The following is a 16,852-nucleotide window of genomic DNA, read 5'->3' as shown; positions in this document are numbered from 1 at the left end:
ATGCCATCGATCAGCCGAGACACCCTGCTGGCGACTCTGCGTGAAACGGTGGGCAGCGAGCATGTACTCACCGACGAGCAAAGCACCCGGCGCTTTCGCAAGGGCCATCGCACTGGCGACGGCAGCGTGCTGGCCGTGGTCCGGCCGGGCACGCTGCTGGAGCAGTGGCGGGTCCTGCAGGCGGCGGTCGCCGCCAATCGCATCGTCATCATGCAGGCGGCCAACACGGGCCTGACCGGAGGCTCGACACCGGATGGCAACGACTACGATCGCGAGATCGTACTGATCAGCACCCTGCGCATAACCGGTGTGCAGCTGATCAATGACGGCGAGCAGGTGGTCTGCCTGCCCGGCGCCACATTGGATCGCCTGGAGCAGGCACTGGCACCGCTTGGCCGCGAGCCCCACTCGGTGATCGGCTCCTCGTGCATCGGCGCTTCGGTTCTGGGTGGCGTGTGCAACAACTCGGGAGGCTCGCTGGTCCGCCGCGGCCCGGCCTACACCGAACAGGCACTGTACGCACAGGTGATGGAAGACGGTACGCTGGCGCTGATCAATCACCTGGGCATCGACCTGGGCAACAGCCCCGAGGAAATCCTCACCCGCCTGCAACGTGGCGACTACAGCCCGTTTCAGGTCAGCAATGACGGTACCGGCAGGGCCTCCGACGGCAGCTATGGCGACTACGTACGCGACGTCGACGCCGATACACCGGCACGCTTCAATGCCGACCCCTCACGACTGTTCGAGGCCTCCGGCTCGGCCGGCAAGCTGTGCCTGTTCGCCGTGCGCCTGGATACCTTCGCCAAGGAGCCGAGCACCGCCTTCTATATCGGCAGCAACGACCCGCACGACCTCACAGAGATACGCCGCCACCTGCTCAGCCAGCTGCCAAGCCTGCCCATTGCCGGCGAGTACATCCACCGCACCGCCTTCGACATCGGCGAAAAGTATGGCAAGGACACCTTTCTGCTCATCGACAGGTTCGGCACTGCCAAGGTCCCTGCGGCCTTCGCGCTGAAGAGCCGTGTCGATGGCTTCTTCGAGCGCTTCGGCCTACGAGGCATCAGTGACCGGGCGATTCAGCTGCTGATGAATCTGCTGCCCAGCCACCTGCCACTGCGCATGCGCCAATACCGCGACCGCTATGAGCATCACCTGCTCGTCCGAGTTGCCAACGACAGCCTGGAGCAGACCCGCGCCTTTCTGAGCGAATACTTCGGGCAACGCCGCAGCGGTGCCTTTTTCGAATGCGACGCCGACGAGGGCCGCAAGGCATTCCTGCACCGCTTCGCCATCGCTGGCGCGGCGATCCGCTACCGCGAGGCGCACCGCAGCAGCGTCGAAGACATCCTCGCCCTGGATATCGCCCTGCGTCGCAATGACCGTGACTGGGTCGAGACGCTGCCGGCAGCGATGCAAGGGCAGATCATCCACAAGCTCTACTATGGGCACTTCTTCTGCCACGTGTTCCATCAGGATTACATCGTCAAGAAGGGCGTCGACCCGATCGCCATGGAGCACGCCATGTGGACGCTCCTCGATGAACGCCGTGCCGAGTACCCGGCCGAGCACAACGTCGGTCACCTGTATATCGCCAAGCCAGCGCTGGCGGATTTCTACCGCGAGCTGGATCCGACCAACGCCTTCAACCCGGGCATCGGCCAGACATCGAAAAAGAAACACTGGGAGAAGTGCTGCGGCGGTCATTGAGACACGCGAAGAAGAAAGGGGAGACCTCTCGGCCTCCCCTTTCGTAGATGTCCTGTGCTGGCAATTCTGTCGCCGCTTTCCTCGCCCGCCTGGTTGGGCAGTGCGGACCCGGGTGCCGTGACGACCCGGTGGGGTCGGCGGCGCCAGCTCTCCTGATTGGGCGAGCCGGGTGGACGTGTCGTCCGGGCCTTGAAACTGAGATAAAGCTTACGCCCGACAGCACGACCATAAATTGCAAATATTGCTCGCATAAGCATCACTTGCGCAATTTTACGTTAATAGATCAATATCTAGCGCAATCAAACGACAAATAAGCCTGAGCATGAACAAACTCGACCGCTACGACCTGAACATTCTTGCCGAACTGCAACGCGATGCGACCCTGTCCAATCAGGACCTGGCCGAACGTATCGGCCTCTCCCCCTCCCCCTGCTCGCGACGGGTCAAGCAGTTGGAGGATGACGGCTACATCGTGCAGCAGGTCGCCCTGCTCGATCGCAAGAAACTTGGCCTGAGCCTGACCGCCTACGTGCTGATCGGCATGGACCGCCACACGCCCGAGCGTTTCGAGCACTTCCAGGAAGAAATCCGCAAGTGCCCTGAAGTGCTGGAATGCTGCCTGGTCACCGGAATGGACGCCGATTACCAGCTCAAGGTGGTGGTACCCGACATGGATCATTACCAGAAGCTGCTGCTCGGCACCCTGACCCGCATCGATGGCGTTTCCAGCGTGCGCTCGAGCTTCGTGCTGCAGCAGATCCTGTCCAGTACCCAACTGCCGCTCCAGCACTTGCGCAGCTAAAAACCCTACGACCAATAGGGAACTACGCATCGCGGCCTGCCAGCGTGTAATATCCACACGCTTTTTGTGCCTAGGACAGCCCGCGGTACGGCTCGCCTGCGCCCACGGCGACAAGGCCGCGATGGAATCGGAAGCTTTCGAAGAACGGATGATGCCCCTGCTGATTGGCGGCCTGGACGTTGACGAAGCTCCATCGGCGCACCAGCAAGAATGCACCACTACCCACACGTTCAGGAACTAGGCGCACGCCGCCACACCGCTTACTGCCTCGCCCCCATGGAGAAACACATGAACGCTACAGATCGCGTCATGCAGAGTTACGGACGCTGCTGTGCCAGCCCCGCCTTTTTCGACGATTTCTACCGATACTTCCTCGACAGTTCGCCGGCGATTCGCGAGAAATTCGTCAATACCGACATGGCAGCGCAGAAGCTGCTCCTGCGACAGGGCATTCTCAACCTGGTGATGCACGCCCGCGGCATGCCCGACAGCAAATTGCGCGCCCTGGGCTGCACCCATGCGCGGGCAGCCATGGACATCCGCCCGGAGCTTTACGATCTGTGGCTGGAGTCGCTGCTCAAGACCATCATGGAGCATGACAGACAGGCTGACACGGCAACCCTGCAGGGCTGGCGCGAGGTACTGATCAAGGGCATCAGCGTCATCAGGGCCGGATACGATGGCTGACAGAGGTCTAGTGCGTGAGCGTCGCCGGCACTTCCCGCCATTCGCCCGGCTGCAAACCCTCCAGCGACCAGGGGCCGATACGCACGCGCACCAGACGCAGGGTGGGTAACCCCACGGCAGCGGTCATGCGCCGTACCTGACGGTTGCGCCCTTCTCGGATCACCAGCTCCAGCCAGGCAGTCGGTACGCTTTTGCGAAAGCGCACCGGCGGGTTGCGCGGCCACAACTCAGGCTCATCGAGCAGACGGGCGTCGGCTGGCAGGGTCGGCCCATCGTTGAGCTGCACACCCGCTTGCAGTTGCTGTAACTGCTCGGCACTGGGCTCGCCTTCGACCTGCACCCAATAGGTCTTGGCCAGCTTGTGCCGGGGATCGGCGATCCGCGCTTGCAACTGACCATCGTTGGTGAGCAGCAGCAACCCTTCACTGTCGCGGTCCAAACGGCCAGCCGGATACACACCCGGCACCGCGACGAAGTCCTTGAGCGTGGCGCGCCCCTGATCGTCATTGAACTGGGTGAGCACGTCGAATGGCTTGTTCAGCACGATCAGGCGCGACTCGGCAGGCGGTGCCTTGGGCACACGATACGGACGGGACGCAGGGCGGGAAGGTCGGGACATGCAGCGAGGCCATCGAGAAAGCGAAGCGCGCAGTTTAACGCAAAGGATCAGCGCGCCCACTTCGATCGATGACCGGGGCATGCAGCGCCATCAGTTCGACGACCCAATCCATGAACACCCGCAACTTGGCGCTGACGTGACGGTTCGGCGGATAGGCGATATACATCGGCATCGGCTCGAACTGCCAGCCCTCGAAAACGGCGACCAGCTCGCCGCGCTGCACATGCTCGCGCGACATGTAGTTCGGCAGCCAAAGTACGCCCAGCCCCGCCAACCCGGCAGCCAGGTAGGCGTTACCATCGTCGAGCGCCAGTACGTAACGGCCTTCCACGTCGACGCTTTCACCCTCGCGGTGCATCCGGTAGGAGAACAGCTTGCCGGCCCGCGCCCGCTTGAACCCGACGATACGGTGGTGGCTACCGGCGAGTTGCTGCGGGTGCTGGGGCGTGCCATATCGCTGCAGGTAACTGGGAGCGGCATACACTCCCGACTGCAGGTCGCCGATGCGGCGCGCCATCAGTGACTGGTCGGTGATCTCGCCGCCGCGGATCACGCAGTCGACGTTCTCGCCCAGCAGATCGACGAGACGGTCGCTCGCCCCGAGATCGAGCTGGATATCTGGATAACGCGCATGGAAGGCCGGCAATGCCGGCACCAGAATCATCCGCGCGAACGGGCTGGGCACATCCACCCGCAGCCGCCCGCGCGGCATGCTGGTGGCATCCGAGAGACTGGTTTCGGCGTCGTCCATATCGGCCAGCAGGCGCACCACCCGCTCGTAATAGGCGGCGCCATCGGCAGTGACGTTGACCTTGCGCGTCGTACGGTTCAGCAGCCGCACCCGCAGCCGCGCCTCGAGCTGCTGCACCAACTGCGTGACACTGGTCTTGCTCATGTGCAGCGTATCGGCCGCCTTGGTGAAGCTACCGGCCTCCACTACCCGCGCGAAGGCCCTCATCGCGTCGAATCGATCCACTCTGCCACCGCTGATTGTTTGGGTTTGCCAAACAGTGTTGACCGAACTGGCCGGTTTATCCAGCGCAGCAGCATGCCTAGAGTGAACCCATCACTTCAACGGGGCGATTGCCCACAGGAGACGACATGACTACTCGCGACGTGGTTTTCCCCGCTGGCCGTCAGGCCCTTTATGAACGCAACCGCTATTCACCCGCCGTGCGCTCCAATGGTTTGCTGTTCGTATCCGGCCAGGTTGGCAGCCGCCCCGATGGCTCCCCCGAGCCGGATCTGAAAGCTCAGGTTCGCCTGGCCTTCGAGAATCTCAACGCGGTTCTCGAAGCGGCCGACTGCACTTTCGATGACGTCGTCGATGTGACGGTGTTCATCGTCAATCCCGAAGAACGCTTCGAGACCATCTGGGAGGTCGTTCCAGAATACTGGGGCGAGGCACCGCATCCGAACATCACCTGCGTGGGCGTGACTTGGCTGTATGGCTTCCAGTTCGAGATCAAGGTCATCGCCAAGCTGCCAACAGCCTGATCGAGGGGGCCGGGGCCGGTAACGGAGCGGACGGTCAGGCGCTCGCCGCAGCGGTGTGTGATACACTTTGCGGCAGCCAAAAGCTGCCCATCCGCCACCGCAGCCCCTACCGGAGCCGAGATTTTCGATGTCCGATACTGCCCCGACCAAACCCGTTGCCAGCGGCGACAAATTCCGTACTGCACAGGGTATTACCGCGATCAAGGACGGCCAGAAGCGCCGCGCCTCGACTGAAGCCAAGGTCTATGAGCCCAAGCCGAGCTGGTTGCGGGTCAAGGCGCCGGGCGGCAGCCGTTTCGAAGCGGTCAAGCGCAACGTCGGCGAGCACCGCCTGAGCACCGTCTGCCAGGAATCCCACTGCCCGAACATGGGTGAGTGCTGGTCCAACGGTACGGCGACGATCATGCTGATGGGCTCGGTCTGCACCCGCGCCTGCCGCTTCTGTGCGGTGGACACCGGTAACCCGAATGGCTGGCTGGACAAGGAAGAGCCACAGAATACCGCCAAGTCGGTGGAGCTGATGGCATTGCGTTATATCGTGCTGACCTCGGTGGATCGCGATGACCTGCCAGATGGTGGTGCCGCGCACTACGCCGCCTGCGTACAGGCGATCAAGGCCAACACACCGCAAGTGGTGGTGGAAGCACTGACACCCGATTTCGACGGCGACCTGCCCTCCATCGAGCGCGTGGTGGACTCCGGCCTCGAAGTGTTCGCCCAGAACGTCGAGACGGTCAATCGACTGACCCGTGAAGTACGCGACCCCCGCGCCGGTTACCGCAAGACCCTCGACGTGCTGGCCCACGCCAAGCGCCATCGTCCGGACGTGCTCACCAAAACCAGCCTGATGCTCGGCCTGGGCGAGACCGACGACGAAGTGTTCGAGGCGATGCAGGACATGCGCGCCGTGGGTGTGGATATCCTCACCCTTGGCCAGTACCTGCAACCCACCCGCAATCACCTGCCCGTAAAACGCTGGGTCAGCCCGGACGAATTCAACCGCTTCCGCGAGATCGGCCTGCAGATGGGCTTCATGGAAGTGGCGGCAGGCCCTCTGGTGCGTTCTAGCTATCGGGCAGACAAGGTGTTCGAGAAGAACAACCTGGGCCTTGCAGCACCCGTACCGGTGCCTGGCCAACAGGTCGACACCAGCCTGATTCCGGCGCTGAACGTCAACTGATCACCCGGCTATCGCCACGCTCAATCGTCCATGGCCTGGCGTTGAGCGCAGCGATACCCAGGCAGATCGATCTACGACAGCTGCGCTAGAGCAAAAGCCGCCCTTTAACACCCATACCCCAGGCGCTGACGAAGAGCCTGCTCGAGACGCTCGGCGACCTCGCCGAAAGTCGGCGGCGTGCCCAACTGATCCCTCAGTTGCGTCATCTTCAAGCCTGCATAGCCGCACGGGTTGATGCGCTGGAACGGGCGCATGTCCATATCGACGTTGAGCGCCAGGCCGTGAAATGAGCAGCCACGGCGCACACGCAGCCCCAGCGAAGCGATCTTGTCGCCATTGACGTAGACACCCGGCGCATCTGCCTTTGGCGCCGCCTCGACGCCGTAGCTCGCCAGAACGTCGACCAGCGCCTGCTCCATGGCACTGACCAACTCACGCACGCCCAGGTCCAGACGACGCAGATCCAGCATCAGGTAGGCCACCAGTTGGCCTGGCCCGTGATAGGTCACCTGCCCACCGCGCTCTACCTGGATCACCGGAATGTCACCAGGCGCCAGCAGATGCTCGGGCTTGCCCGCCTGCCCCTGGGTAAACACCTGCGGATGCTGCAGCAGCCAGATCTCGTCCGGCGTGGCATCGTCGCGCTCGGCAGTCAGGGTGCGCATCGCTTCCAGGGTAGGCAGGTAATCCACCACCCCGAGATGACGCACGATAAGGTCGGCTGCCGCCACTACAGCACCATTTGCACGCGGCCGGTGGCGCGCAGGTCTACATGGATAGACTGCAGCTGCTCGACGCCGGTAGCGGTGATCAGCACCTGCACGGACAGGAAGCGGCCGTTGCGGCTGTCCCGCGTGACCAGAGTGCCAGCATCGAGATCCGGCGCATGGCGCTGGATGACCTCGATCACCATGTCGGTGAAGCCGTCACCGGCCTCGCCGATCACCTTGATCGGGTAGTTCGGGCAGGGGAATTCGATTTTCGGAGCTTGTACGTCGGTATCGGTCATGATGTTCACTGATCCAAAATGAAACGCCCTCGGATCGAGGGCGTTCATCGCAACATGGGGGCGAGCCGTCAGTTAAACAACCCGTAGAAGAACAGCCGAATGCTATCCCACAGGCTGCGGAAGAAGCCACCTTCCTCGACGGCTTCCAACGCCACCAGATCGGCGCTGTGCACCACCTGGTCACCCATCTTCACCTCGACCTTGCCGATCACGTCGCCCTGAGCGATCGGAGCGGTGATCTGCGGGTTGAGGGTCATGCTGGCCTGCAGCTTCTCAAGCTGGCCCTTGGGCAGGGTCAGGGTCAGATCCTGAGCCAGACCAGCCTTGACCTGAGAGGTCTGGCCTTTCCAGACCTGCGCCTGGGCCAGCTCGGCGCCCTTCTGATAGAAGGTGCGGGTTTCGAAGAAGCGGAAACCATAGGTCAGCAGCTTCTGGGTTTCAGCGGCACGAGCACGTTCGCTGTCGGTACCGAATACCGATGTGATCATCCGCGCACCATCGCGCACGGCCGAAGCTACCAGGCAGAAGCCAGCTTCGTTGGTGTGGCCGGTCTTCAGGCCATCGACGGTACGGTCGCGCCACAGCAGCAGGTTGCGATTGGGCTGCTTGATGTTGTTCCAGAGAAACTCTTTCTGCGAGTAGATCGCATAGTGCTCGGCATCTTCATTGATGATGGCGCGCGCCAGGATGGCCATGTCATGGGCACTGGAGTAGTGCTCCGGGTGCGGCAGGCCGGTGGCGTTCATGAAGTGGCTGTTCTTCATGCCCAGGCGTTCGGCGGTGGCATTCATCATGTCCGCGAAGGCGTCTTCACTACCGGCGATGTGCTCGGCGATGGCGATGCTGGCGTCGTTGCCGGACTGAATGATGATGCCATGCAGCAGGTCGTCGACCGTGGCCTGACTGTTCACCGGCAGGAACATGGTGGAACCACCGGAAGCGGCACCACCGGTACGCCAGGCATGCTCACTGATGGTGACCATGTCCTGCTCGCCGATCTTGCCGTTGCGGATTTCCAGGGTGGCGATGTAGGCGGTCATCAGCTTGGTCAGGCTGGCTGGCGGCAGGCGCTCGTCACCGTTGTTCTCGACCAGGATGTTGCCACTGGCACCATCCATCAGCACGTAGGACTTGGCTGCCAGCTGCGGCGGAGCCGGCAGCGGCGCCTGGTTGGCCCAAGCGCTGGAGGCGCCGAGCAACGTAAGTGACAGGAAGATGTGTTGCGCGAAGCTGGTGATTTTCATCCGTCTCTCTAAATCGCTGATGGTCGAACAGGCCCTTGCGGGCAAATATGAACTGTCATCGCCGCACGGTGGCGGCGATTCACTGCTTAGTCAGGCGGCTGGCCAATTAGTTGCCAGTGTCGAAGGGCTACGCCCCTCAGTCCGCCTTGACCAGAGTCGCTTGCCCGAGGTTGGCGACGCGAATGCTGTCTCGCACTCGGTCAGCCTCGCCCTGGCTGTTGATCGGGCCCAGTCGCACGCGGTGCAGTATCTGCTGGTTGCGCACCACTGAGTTGATGAATACCGGGGCACTCACCGACTCGCTCAACTTGGCCTTCAGGAGCTCCGCAGCGTCGGGATTGGCGAAGGCTCCCACTTGGAGATACAGGCCAGACGCTGCGGCTGAAGCGTTTTTTTTTGAGTCGATCTGCACCGGCACGGTGACGGCGGCATGCTGCTGCGGTGGCGGCGAATACTGTTCGACCGGTGCGCTGGCGGCCTGCAACTGGGCAACCTGTGCGGGCTGGACCTTGGCCATCTGCGGCTGCGCCAGCACCATCGGCACCGGGCGGCCTTGCTGAGCCCACCATTCCGCCGGGTCGATACCTTCGACATGCACCTGGGCGGTGCCCTTTTCCGCATAACCGAGCTTCTTGGCCGCAGCGAAAGACAGGTCGATGATGCGGTCGGAATAGAACGGGCCGCGGTCGTTGACCCGCAGGATCACGGACTTGCCGTTCTCCAGATTGGTCACTCGCACGTAGCTGGGCAGTGGCAGGGTCTTGTGCGCGGCGGTCATGCCGTACAGGTCGTAGGCCTCGCCGTTGGCGGTGGCCTGACCGTGGAACTTGGTGCCGTACCAGGAAGCCGGGCCCGTCGCCTTGTAGCGACGGGCATCGGAGATCGGGTAGTACTGCTTGCCGAACACCACGTAAGGGCTGGCTTTCACCGGGCCGTAATGCGGCATCGGGATGGCGTCCTGAATCTTCGAGACGTCAACGTCCCACCAGGGCGCGCCGTCTTTGTGCGGGCGGTTGAAATCACTTGGACCGGACATTCCCCCACTTGAAGCCTGCACCGGCGACGTGCCTGTCGGCGCGCGACTGGAAGAGCAACTGGCCAGCATCAGCGCAAGGATGCCGCACGCAGCCAGCTTGAACGGCAAACCCGTCATTGATTGGCACCTCGGGCCTGAACCAGCAACTCGGACAACTGATTGACCGCCATGGCGTACATCACACTGCGGTTGTAGCGGGTGATGACATAGAAGTTCGGCTGGCCGATCCAGTACTCGGCACCCTCGGCGCCTTCGAGGCGGAACGCGGTTACCGGCAGATCATCGGCCAATACGTCATTGCTCGACCAGCCCAGCGCGCGCAGCTCGCCTACGTTCTTTTCCGGATCGAGGCCGGCACTCAGGCCCTGCTCGGCCTGATCGCCCTTGACCGTGGCAAGACTAGCCACCGGTTGGCCCGGCTGCCAGTTGTGACGCTTGAAGTAGCTGGCAACGCTGCCGATGGCATCGGTCGGGTTGCTCCAGATATTGATATGCCCGTCGCCATCGAAGTCCACCGCATAGGCGCGGAAGCTGCTCGGCATGAACTGCGGCAGGCCCATGGCACCCGCATAGGAGCCTTTCAGGCTGGCCGGGTCGACCTGCTCTTCACGGGTCAGCATGAGGAACTCGCGCAGCTCCTTGCGGAAGAAAGGCGCACGTGGCGGGTAGTCGAAAGCCAGGGTCGACAGCGCGTCGATCACCCGGTAACTGCCCGTATTGCCACCGTAGGAAGTTTCCACGCCGATGATGGCGACGATGATCTCGGCAGGCACGCCGTATTCTTTCTCGGCACGCGACAGGGCTTCAGCGTGCTCGTTCCAGAACGCCACACCTTTGTTGATGCGTGCGTCGGTAATGAAGATCGGGCGATATTCCTTCCACGGCTTGACCCGCTCGGCCGGACGCGAAATGGCGTCGAGAATCGCCTGCTTGCGTTCCACACCGGTGAACAGCGTGCTCAGTTGCTCGCTGGCGAAGCCGTAGTCACGGGTCATCTCGGTGATGAATTCGCCGACTTGCGGCGAATTCGCGTACTCGTTGGCAGCCATCGCCTGTGGAGCCCCGAACAGGCCGGCAACCGCCAGCCACTGTGCATGTCGTGCGGCCCAGCCACGCAAAATCTGCATTGAATTCATAACCCCAATCAAGCCTGAGCGATCCACTTACGGTGCGTGTGGATGGACATCAGAATTCCGAAACCCGACAACAACGTAATCAATGACGTGCCGCCATAACTGATGAACGGCAGCGGCACACCCACTACCGGCAACAAACCACTGACCATGCCGATATTGATGAAGACATAGACGAAGAAGGTCATGGTCAAACCACCGGCGAGCAGCTTACCGAACAGTGTCTGCGCTTGCACGGTAATCACCAGACCGCGTGCAATCAACAGAATGTACAAGAGCAGCAACAGACAGACACCAATCAGTCCGAATTCTTCGGCCAGAACGGCAATGATAAAGTCCGTATGGCTCTCCGGCAAAAAGTCCAGGTGCGACTGAGTGCCGAGCAGCCAGCCCTTGCCGAACACCCCACCAGAGCCGATCGCGGCCTTGGACTGGATGATGTTCCAGCCGGCACCGAGCGGATCGCTCTCCGGGTTGATGAAGGTCAGTACGCGGCGCTTCTGGTAGTCATGCATGACGAAGAACCACATGGCCACGGCAATTGGCGCGATGGCTGCGACGGCACCCGCGATCCAGCGCCACTGCAGCCCGGCGATGAACAGCACGAAGGCACCGGACGCGAGAATCAGCAGCGAGGTGCCGAGGTCGGGCTGCAACAGAATCAGCACGAAGGGGGTGACGATCAGCCCGAGGCTCACGGCCACGTGCTTGAGGTTCGGCGGCAGCGTGCGTTTTGACAGGTACCAGGCCATGGTCGCCGGCATCAGGATCTTCATGAACTCCGACGGCTGGAAGCGGATGACCCCGGGGATGTTGATCCAGCGCGTGGCGCCCATGGCGTTGTGGCCCATGACGTCGACCACCACCAGCAGGCCAACGCCGCACAGGTAGCCCAGCGGTACCCAGCGGGCCATGAAGCGTGGCTCGAACTGGGCGATCACTACCATCGCCACCAGCCCGATACCGAAGGAACTGGCCTGCTTCATCAGCAGATCCAGGTTCTTGCCGCTGGCCGAATAGAGGATGAACAGACTGCCGGTGGCCAGCAGCAACAGCAGCAGCAACAGAATGCCGTCGATGTGCAGACGCTGCAGCAGGCTGGAGCGGCGACGCAGAACGTCGTCGGTGGAAAGCGTGCGGTCGAAGCTACCGGTCAGGCTCATGGATGCTTCACCTCTACGTTGAGCGGTGCCGTGGCACCGGGCGGGGCGTATTCGGCCTTGAGCTTACCGGTTTCGTCCAGCAGCCAGGCATCCATCACCTGCTTGACCACGGGCGCGCCGACGCCGGAGCCGGACTCACCGTTCTCGACCATCACCGCGACGACGATCTGCGGATTGTCCGCCGGTGCGAAACCGACGAACAGGGCGTGGTCACGATGGCGTTCCTGCACCTTGCTGCGGTCGTACTTCTCGCCCTGCTTGATGGCCACGACCTGCGCCGTGCCACTCTTGCCGGCGATCCGGTAGGCCGCGGCATCGCCGACCTTGCGCGCCGTTCCCCGTGCACCGTGCATCACCGCCTCCATGCCGAGACGGGCGTAATCCCAGTACTTGGGATCGCGCAGCACGATATCAGGAATCGGATCCGGATCATGGGGCAGACTGCCGTCGATGGTCCTCGCCAGGTGCGGGCGAGTCCACTTGCCCTTGGTCGCCACCAGCGCGGTGGCCTGGGCCAACTGCAACGGGGTGGCCTGCATGTAACCCTGGCCGATGCCGAGGATCAGCGTCTCCCCCGGATACCAGGGCTGACGATAACGCGCTCGCTTCCAGTCCCGCGAGGGCATCAGGCCGGCGGTCTCCTCGAACATGTCCAGAGACACCCGCTGACCAATCCCGAAGCGGGTCATGTAGTCGTGCAGGCGATCGATGCCCATCTTGTGGGCAAGGTCGTAGAAGTAGGTGTCGTTGGACCGCATGATCGCCAGGTTGAGATCCACCCAGCCATCGCCGGTACGGTTCCAGTTGCGGTACTTGTGGCTGTGGTTGGCCAACTGATAGAAGCCCGGGTCGAACACCCGTGAGGTCGGGGTAATGACCCCGGCATCCAGGCCGGCGACCGCCACCATCGGCTTGATGGTCGACCCCGGCGGGTAGAGACCACGCAGCACACGGTTATAGAGCGGCCGATCGATGGAGTCGCGCAGCTCTGCATAAGCCTTGAAGCTGATCCCGGTGACGAAGGGGTTGGGGTCGAAACTCGGCTGACTGACCATCGCCAGCACCTCGCCGGTGGACGGCTGGATCGCCACCACCGCGCCGCGTCGACCGCCTAGCGCCTGCTCGGCGACTTCCTGCAAGTGCACGTCGAGGGTCAGCATCACATCCTTGCCAGGCAATGGGTCGGTGCGGTTGAGCACGCGCAGCACGCGGCCGCGGGCGTTGGTCTCGACTTCTTCGTAGCCGACCTTGCCGTGCAACTGGTCCTCGTAGAAACGCTCGATGCCGGTCTTGCCGATATGGTGAGTGCCGCTGTACTCGACTGGGTCGAGCTCCTTGAGCTCACGCTCGTTGATACGCCCCACGTAACCGACCGAATGGGCGAAATGCTCGCGCTGCGGATAGTGCCGCACCAGTTGCGCCACCACCTCGACGCCGGGCAGGCGGAACTGATTGACCGCCAGCCGGGCGATCTGCTCCTCGCTGAGCTCGAACAGCACGGGCACCGGCTCGAACGGCCGACGGCCCTGACGCACGCGCCGTTCGAACAGTTCGCGATCGTCGGGGGTGAGCTGCAACACCTCGACGATCACGTCCAGCACCTGCTCCCAGTCACCCGCCCGTTCGCGGGTCAGGCTGAGGCTGAAGCTGGGCCGGTTATCGGCGATGATCACCCCGTTGCGGTCGTAGATCAGCCCCCGGTTGGGCGGAATCGGCTGCACGTGGATACGGTTGTTCTCGGCCAGCGTGGAGTGATACTCGTACTGGATCACCTGCAGGTAATACATGCGGGCGATCAGCACCAGCGTCAGCGCCAGAAACACCGCGCCACCGACCAGCGCGCGCTTGCGAATGAGGCGCGCGTCCTTCTCGTGGTCTTTTAGGCGAATCGGCTGGGGCATCGGGACTGCTGACTACTTGTGATAAGGGTGACCGGACAACACCGTCCAGGCACGATAGATCTGTTCGCCGACTAGTATCCGTACCAGCGGGTGGGGCAGGGTCAGGGGCGACAGCGACCAGCGCTGCTCGCTACGCGCCTGGACTTCCGGCGCCAGCCCTTCCGGGCCACCGACCATGAGGTTGACGGTGCGTGAATCGAGACGCCACTTGTCCAGTTCGACCGCCAACTGCTCGGTACTCCAGGGTCGCCCTTCGACTTCCAGGGTGACGATGCGTTCCCCGGGCTGCACCTTGGCCAGCATGGCTTCACCCTCCTGACGGATCATCCGCGCCACGTCGGCATTCTTGCCACGCGTGGTCAGGGGAATTTCCACCAGCTCCAGGGACAGCTCGGACGGCATGCGCTTGGCATACTCCTGCCAGCCATCTTCGACCCAGCGCGGCATGCGCGAGCCGACAGCGATCAGTTTGATACGCACGACCGGCTTACCTTACTCGCGCTCGACGCCTTGCTGCGCGCGGCTCTGCTCGGCACCCTGCCACAGACGCTCGAGGTCGTAGAACTGGCGAGCGGTCGGCAGCATCACGTGAACGACGATATCGCCCAGGTCGAGCAGTGCCCATTCGCCGCTGTCCAGGCCTTCGCTGCCGATCGGCCGCACGCCCTGTTCCTTGGTCTTTTCCAGCACGTTGTCGACCAGCGACTTGACGTGACGGCTCGAGGTACCGCTGGCGATCACCATGTAATCGGTGATGCTGGTCTTCTCGCGCACATCGATGGTGGTGATGTCCTGGGCCTTGATCTCTTCCAGTGCTGCGATGGCCACTTTGACCAGGTCTTCACTGTGCATGGTTTGCTTCGTCATAACTAACTCGTTTGCCTCGTGTTCGATTTACCCACGGTACAGTCCATGGGCATTGATATAAGCCAGCACCGCATCGGGCACCAGAAAGCGCACCGACCGGCCATTCGCCAGTAGCGAACGGATTTGCGTGGCAGACACCGCCAGCGGTGTCTGCCAGATGAAAGAAATCTGCCCCGCCGGCCCGTGCAGCGCCAGCGGGTCGGCGATATTACGCGCTGCCAGCAGGTCACGCAGCGGTTCGCTTGCCTCGCTGTCGGCATCCGGGCGCTGCAACACCAGAATATGGCAGTGGCGCAGCAACTCGTCCCAACGGTGCCAGGCTGGCAAGCCGCAAAAGGCATCCCAGCCCAGAATCAGAAACAACTGGTCGTCCGCTGCCAGCTCGGCACGCAGCGACTCCAGGGTGTCGATGCTGTAGGACGGCTTGTCACGCTGCAGCTCGCGATCGTCCACCCGCAACGATGGCAATCCCGCCACGGCCTGCTCGACCATCGCCAGGCGGTCCTGCGCCCCGACCTGCGGGGTTTCCCGGTGCGGCGGCCGCGCACTGGGGATCAACCGCAACTCATCCAGCCCCATGAACTCGACCACCTCCAGCGCGCCGCGCAGATGGCCGATATGCACCGGATCGAAGGTACCGCCCAACAGCCCGATGCGTTTGCGGTTGGCCATCAGGTGCGCACGTGACCGTCGCCGAATACCACGTACTTCTCGCTGGTCAGCCCTAAAAGACCAACCGGACCACGGGCGTGCAGTTTGTCGGTGGAAATGCCGATCTCCGCGCCCAGGCCGTACTCGAAACCATCGGCGAAACGCGTCGAGGCGTTGACCATCACCGAACTGGAGTCCACCTCGGTAAGGAAACGCCGGGCATCACTGAAGTTTTCGGTGATGATCGCGTCGGTGTGCTGCGAGCCGTAGGTATTGATGTGTTCGATGGCCGCTTGCAGCGAATCGACCACGCGGATCGCCAGGATCGGTGCGTTGTACTCGGCATGCCAGTCGTCTTCGCTGGCTTCCAGTACGTCGTTGCCCAGCAGCGAGCGGGTCTGCGCGTCGCCGCGCAGCTCGACGCCCTTGTCACGATAGATGGCCGCCAGCGGCGGCAGCACGCGTGCAGCGATATCGGCATGCACCAGCAGGGTTTCCATGGTGTTGCACGGCGAATAGCGCTGAGTCTTCGAGTTGTCGCAGACGCGGATGGCCTTGTCGAGGTCAGCGGCGATATCGACATAAACGTGGCAGACACCATCCAGATGCTTGATCACCGGCACCTTGGCTTCGCGGCTGACGCGCTCGATCAGCCCCTTGCCGCCACGCGGCACGATCACATCGACGAATTCCGGCAAGGTGATCAGCGCGCCCACGGCGGCGCGGTCGGTGGTTTCCACGACCTGTACCGCACTGGCCGGCAAGCCGGCTTCTGCCAGGCCAGCCTGGATACAGCGGGCGATGGCCTGATTGGAATGAATGGCCTCGGAGCCGCCCCGCAGAATGGTGGCGTTGCCGGACTTCAGACACAGGCTGGCCGCATCGATGGTCACATTGGGCCGCGACTCGTAGATGATGCCGATCACGCCCAGCGGCACGCGCATCTTGCCGACCTGAATGCCGGACGGCAGATAACGCATGCCCTGGATCTCGCCAATGGGATCGGGCAGCGTGGCAACCTGACGCAGGCCTTCGATCATGCTGTCGATGACCTTGGGGGTCAGCGCCAGACGATCGAGCATGGCCGGCTCGAGGCCGTTGGCACGGCCAGCGGCGAGATCCCGTTCATTGGCGGCAACCAGCTCGGCGCGCGAGGCGTCGAGTGCGGCGGCAGCGGCCTGCAGGGCCTGGTTCTTCTGCGCGGTGCTGGCCCGCGCGAGCACGCGCGAAGCCTGGCGGGCGGCACGGCCCAGGCGGGTCATGTAGTCAAGCACGGACTCGGTCATGGCAACTCAGGTCTGGCAGTTGGAAAAAGTTGCTGATTATAGCGGTCATGCCGCTCCGCGCACA

At 62.8% G+C, this 16,852-nt stretch carries 18 protein-coding genes; 5 read left to right on the top strand and 13 right to left on the bottom strand.

The window, feature by feature from the left end; genetic code table 11:
- From dld to QRN22_RS21650, 3 genes are all read left to right on the top strand, one after another.
- Positions 1–1,713 (top strand): D-lactate dehydrogenase, encoded by a 1,713-nt coding sequence (gene dld / locus QRN22_RS21660; protein WP_042554873.1) that lies wholly within the window; start codon positions 1–3, stop codon positions 1,711–1,713.
- 322 nt (positions 1,714–2,035) lie between these two features.
- Positions 2,036–2,515 (top strand): Lrp/AsnC family transcriptional regulator, encoded by a 480-nt coding sequence (locus QRN22_RS21655; protein ID WP_042554872.1) that lies wholly within the window; start codon positions 2,036–2,038, stop codon positions 2,513–2,515.
- Between the two features lie 288 nt (positions 2,516–2,803).
- Positions 2,804–3,202 (top strand): globin, encoded by a 399-nt coding sequence (locus QRN22_RS21650; protein ID WP_042554871.1) that lies wholly within the window; start codon positions 2,804–2,806, stop codon positions 3,200–3,202.
- A gap of 7 nt (positions 3,203–3,209) precedes the next feature.
- On the opposite strand, the gene QRN22_RS21645 is transcribed toward QRN22_RS21650, so the two are convergent.
- Positions 3,210–3,782: a pseudouridine synthase gene (locus tag QRN22_RS21645; protein ID WP_179540168.1), complete on the bottom strand. Its 573-nt coding sequence runs from the start codon at positions 3,780–3,782 to the stop codon at positions 3,210–3,212.
- A gap of 73 nt (positions 3,783–3,855) precedes the next feature.
- Positions 3,856–4,797 carry a LysR family transcriptional regulator gene (locus QRN22_RS21640; RefSeq protein ID WP_042554869.1) on the bottom strand — a complete coding sequence of 314 codons (942 nt, stop codon included), beginning with the start codon at positions 4,795–4,797 and terminating at the stop codon, positions 3,856–3,858.
- Between the two features lie 125 nt (positions 4,798–4,922).
- On the opposite strand from QRN22_RS21640, the gene QRN22_RS21635 reads away from it, so the two are divergent.
- Both QRN22_RS21635 and lipA read left to right on the top strand, forming a co-directional pair.
- Entirely contained in the window at positions 4,923–5,318 is a 396-nt protein-coding gene (locus tag QRN22_RS21635; RefSeq protein WP_042554868.1) for a RidA family protein, read from the top strand.
- Between the two features lie 127 nt (positions 5,319–5,445).
- Positions 5,446–6,498, top strand: a complete 1,053-nt coding sequence (lipA, locus tag QRN22_RS21630; RefSeq protein WP_042554867.1) for a lipoyl synthase — start codon at positions 5,446–5,448, stop codon at positions 6,496–6,498.
- A 104-nt stretch (positions 6,499–6,602) separates the two neighbouring features.
- Here lipA and lipB read toward each other — a convergent pair whose 3' ends face one another.
- From lipB to QRN22_RS21575, 11 genes are all read right to left on the bottom strand, one after another.
- Positions 6,603–7,229: a lipoyl(octanoyl) transferase LipB gene (lipB, locus tag QRN22_RS21625; RefSeq protein ID WP_042554866.1), complete on the bottom strand. Its 627-nt coding sequence runs from the start codon at positions 7,227–7,229 to the stop codon at positions 6,603–6,605.
- Complete coding sequence (locus QRN22_RS21620; protein WP_042554865.1) at positions 7,229–7,507, bottom strand: DUF493 domain-containing protein; 279 nt, start codon at positions 7,505–7,507, stop codon at positions 7,229–7,231. The genes lipB and QRN22_RS21620 overlap by 1 nt, the downstream gene beginning before the upstream one ends.
- 68 nt (positions 7,508–7,575) lie before the next feature.
- Positions 7,576–8,751, bottom strand: a complete 1,176-nt coding sequence (locus QRN22_RS21615; protein WP_042554864.1) for a D-alanyl-D-alanine carboxypeptidase family protein — start codon at positions 8,749–8,751, stop codon at positions 7,576–7,578.
- 136 nt (positions 8,752–8,887) lie between these two features.
- Positions 8,888–9,904, bottom strand: a complete 1,017-nt coding sequence (locus tag QRN22_RS21610; RefSeq protein WP_042554863.1) for a septal ring lytic transglycosylase RlpA family protein — start codon at positions 9,902–9,904, stop codon at positions 8,888–8,890.
- Entirely contained in the window at positions 9,901–10,914 is a 1,014-nt protein-coding gene (gene mltB / locus QRN22_RS21605; protein ID WP_042554986.1) for a lytic murein transglycosylase B, read from the bottom strand. The genes QRN22_RS21610 and mltB overlap by 4 nt, the downstream gene beginning before the upstream one ends.
- A 17-nt stretch (positions 10,915–10,931) precedes the next feature.
- Positions 10,932–12,035 (bottom strand): rod shape-determining protein RodA, encoded by a 1,104-nt coding sequence (rodA, locus tag QRN22_RS21600; protein ID WP_179540167.1) that lies wholly within the window; start codon positions 12,033–12,035, stop codon positions 10,932–10,934.
- 44 nt (positions 12,036–12,079) lie between these two features.
- On the bottom strand, positions 12,080–13,984 hold the full coding sequence (gene mrdA / locus QRN22_RS21595) for a penicillin-binding protein 2 (protein ID WP_042554861.1): 1,905 nt from the start codon (positions 13,982–13,984) through the stop codon (positions 12,080–12,082).
- 12 nt (positions 13,985–13,996) lie between these two features.
- Positions 13,997–14,464, bottom strand: coding sequence for a 23S rRNA (pseudouridine(1915)-N(3))-methyltransferase RlmH (gene rlmH, locus QRN22_RS21590; RefSeq protein WP_042554860.1), 468 nt, complete (start codon positions 14,462–14,464; stop codon positions 13,997–13,999).
- A gap of 12 nt (positions 14,465–14,476) precedes the next feature.
- A complete protein-coding gene (gene rsfS, locus QRN22_RS21585; protein WP_042554985.1) occupies positions 14,477–14,836 on the bottom strand; it encodes a ribosome silencing factor in 360 nt (119 codons plus the stop codon).
- Positions 14,837–14,878: 42 nt separating this feature from the next.
- Positions 14,879–15,523 carry a nicotinate-nucleotide adenylyltransferase gene (gene nadD, locus QRN22_RS21580; protein ID WP_042554859.1) on the bottom strand — a complete coding sequence of 215 codons (645 nt, stop codon included), beginning with the start codon at positions 15,521–15,523 and terminating at the stop codon, positions 14,879–14,881.
- Positions 15,523–16,788, bottom strand: a complete 1,266-nt coding sequence (locus QRN22_RS21575) for a glutamate-5-semialdehyde dehydrogenase (protein WP_042554858.1) — start codon at positions 16,786–16,788, stop codon at positions 15,523–15,525. The genes nadD and QRN22_RS21575 overlap by 1 nt, the downstream gene beginning before the upstream one ends.
- Between the last annotated feature and the right edge of the window lie 64 nt (positions 16,789–16,852).

This window comes from Pseudomonas sp. MEJ086 (assembly GCF_030209025.1).
GTDB lineage: Bacteria > Pseudomonadota > Gammaproteobacteria > Pseudomonadales > Pseudomonadaceae > Aquipseudomonas > Aquipseudomonas fulva_A.
The sequence above is the reverse complement of the archived record's forward strand: the minus strand, read 5'-3'. Positions and strand labels throughout refer to the sequence as shown.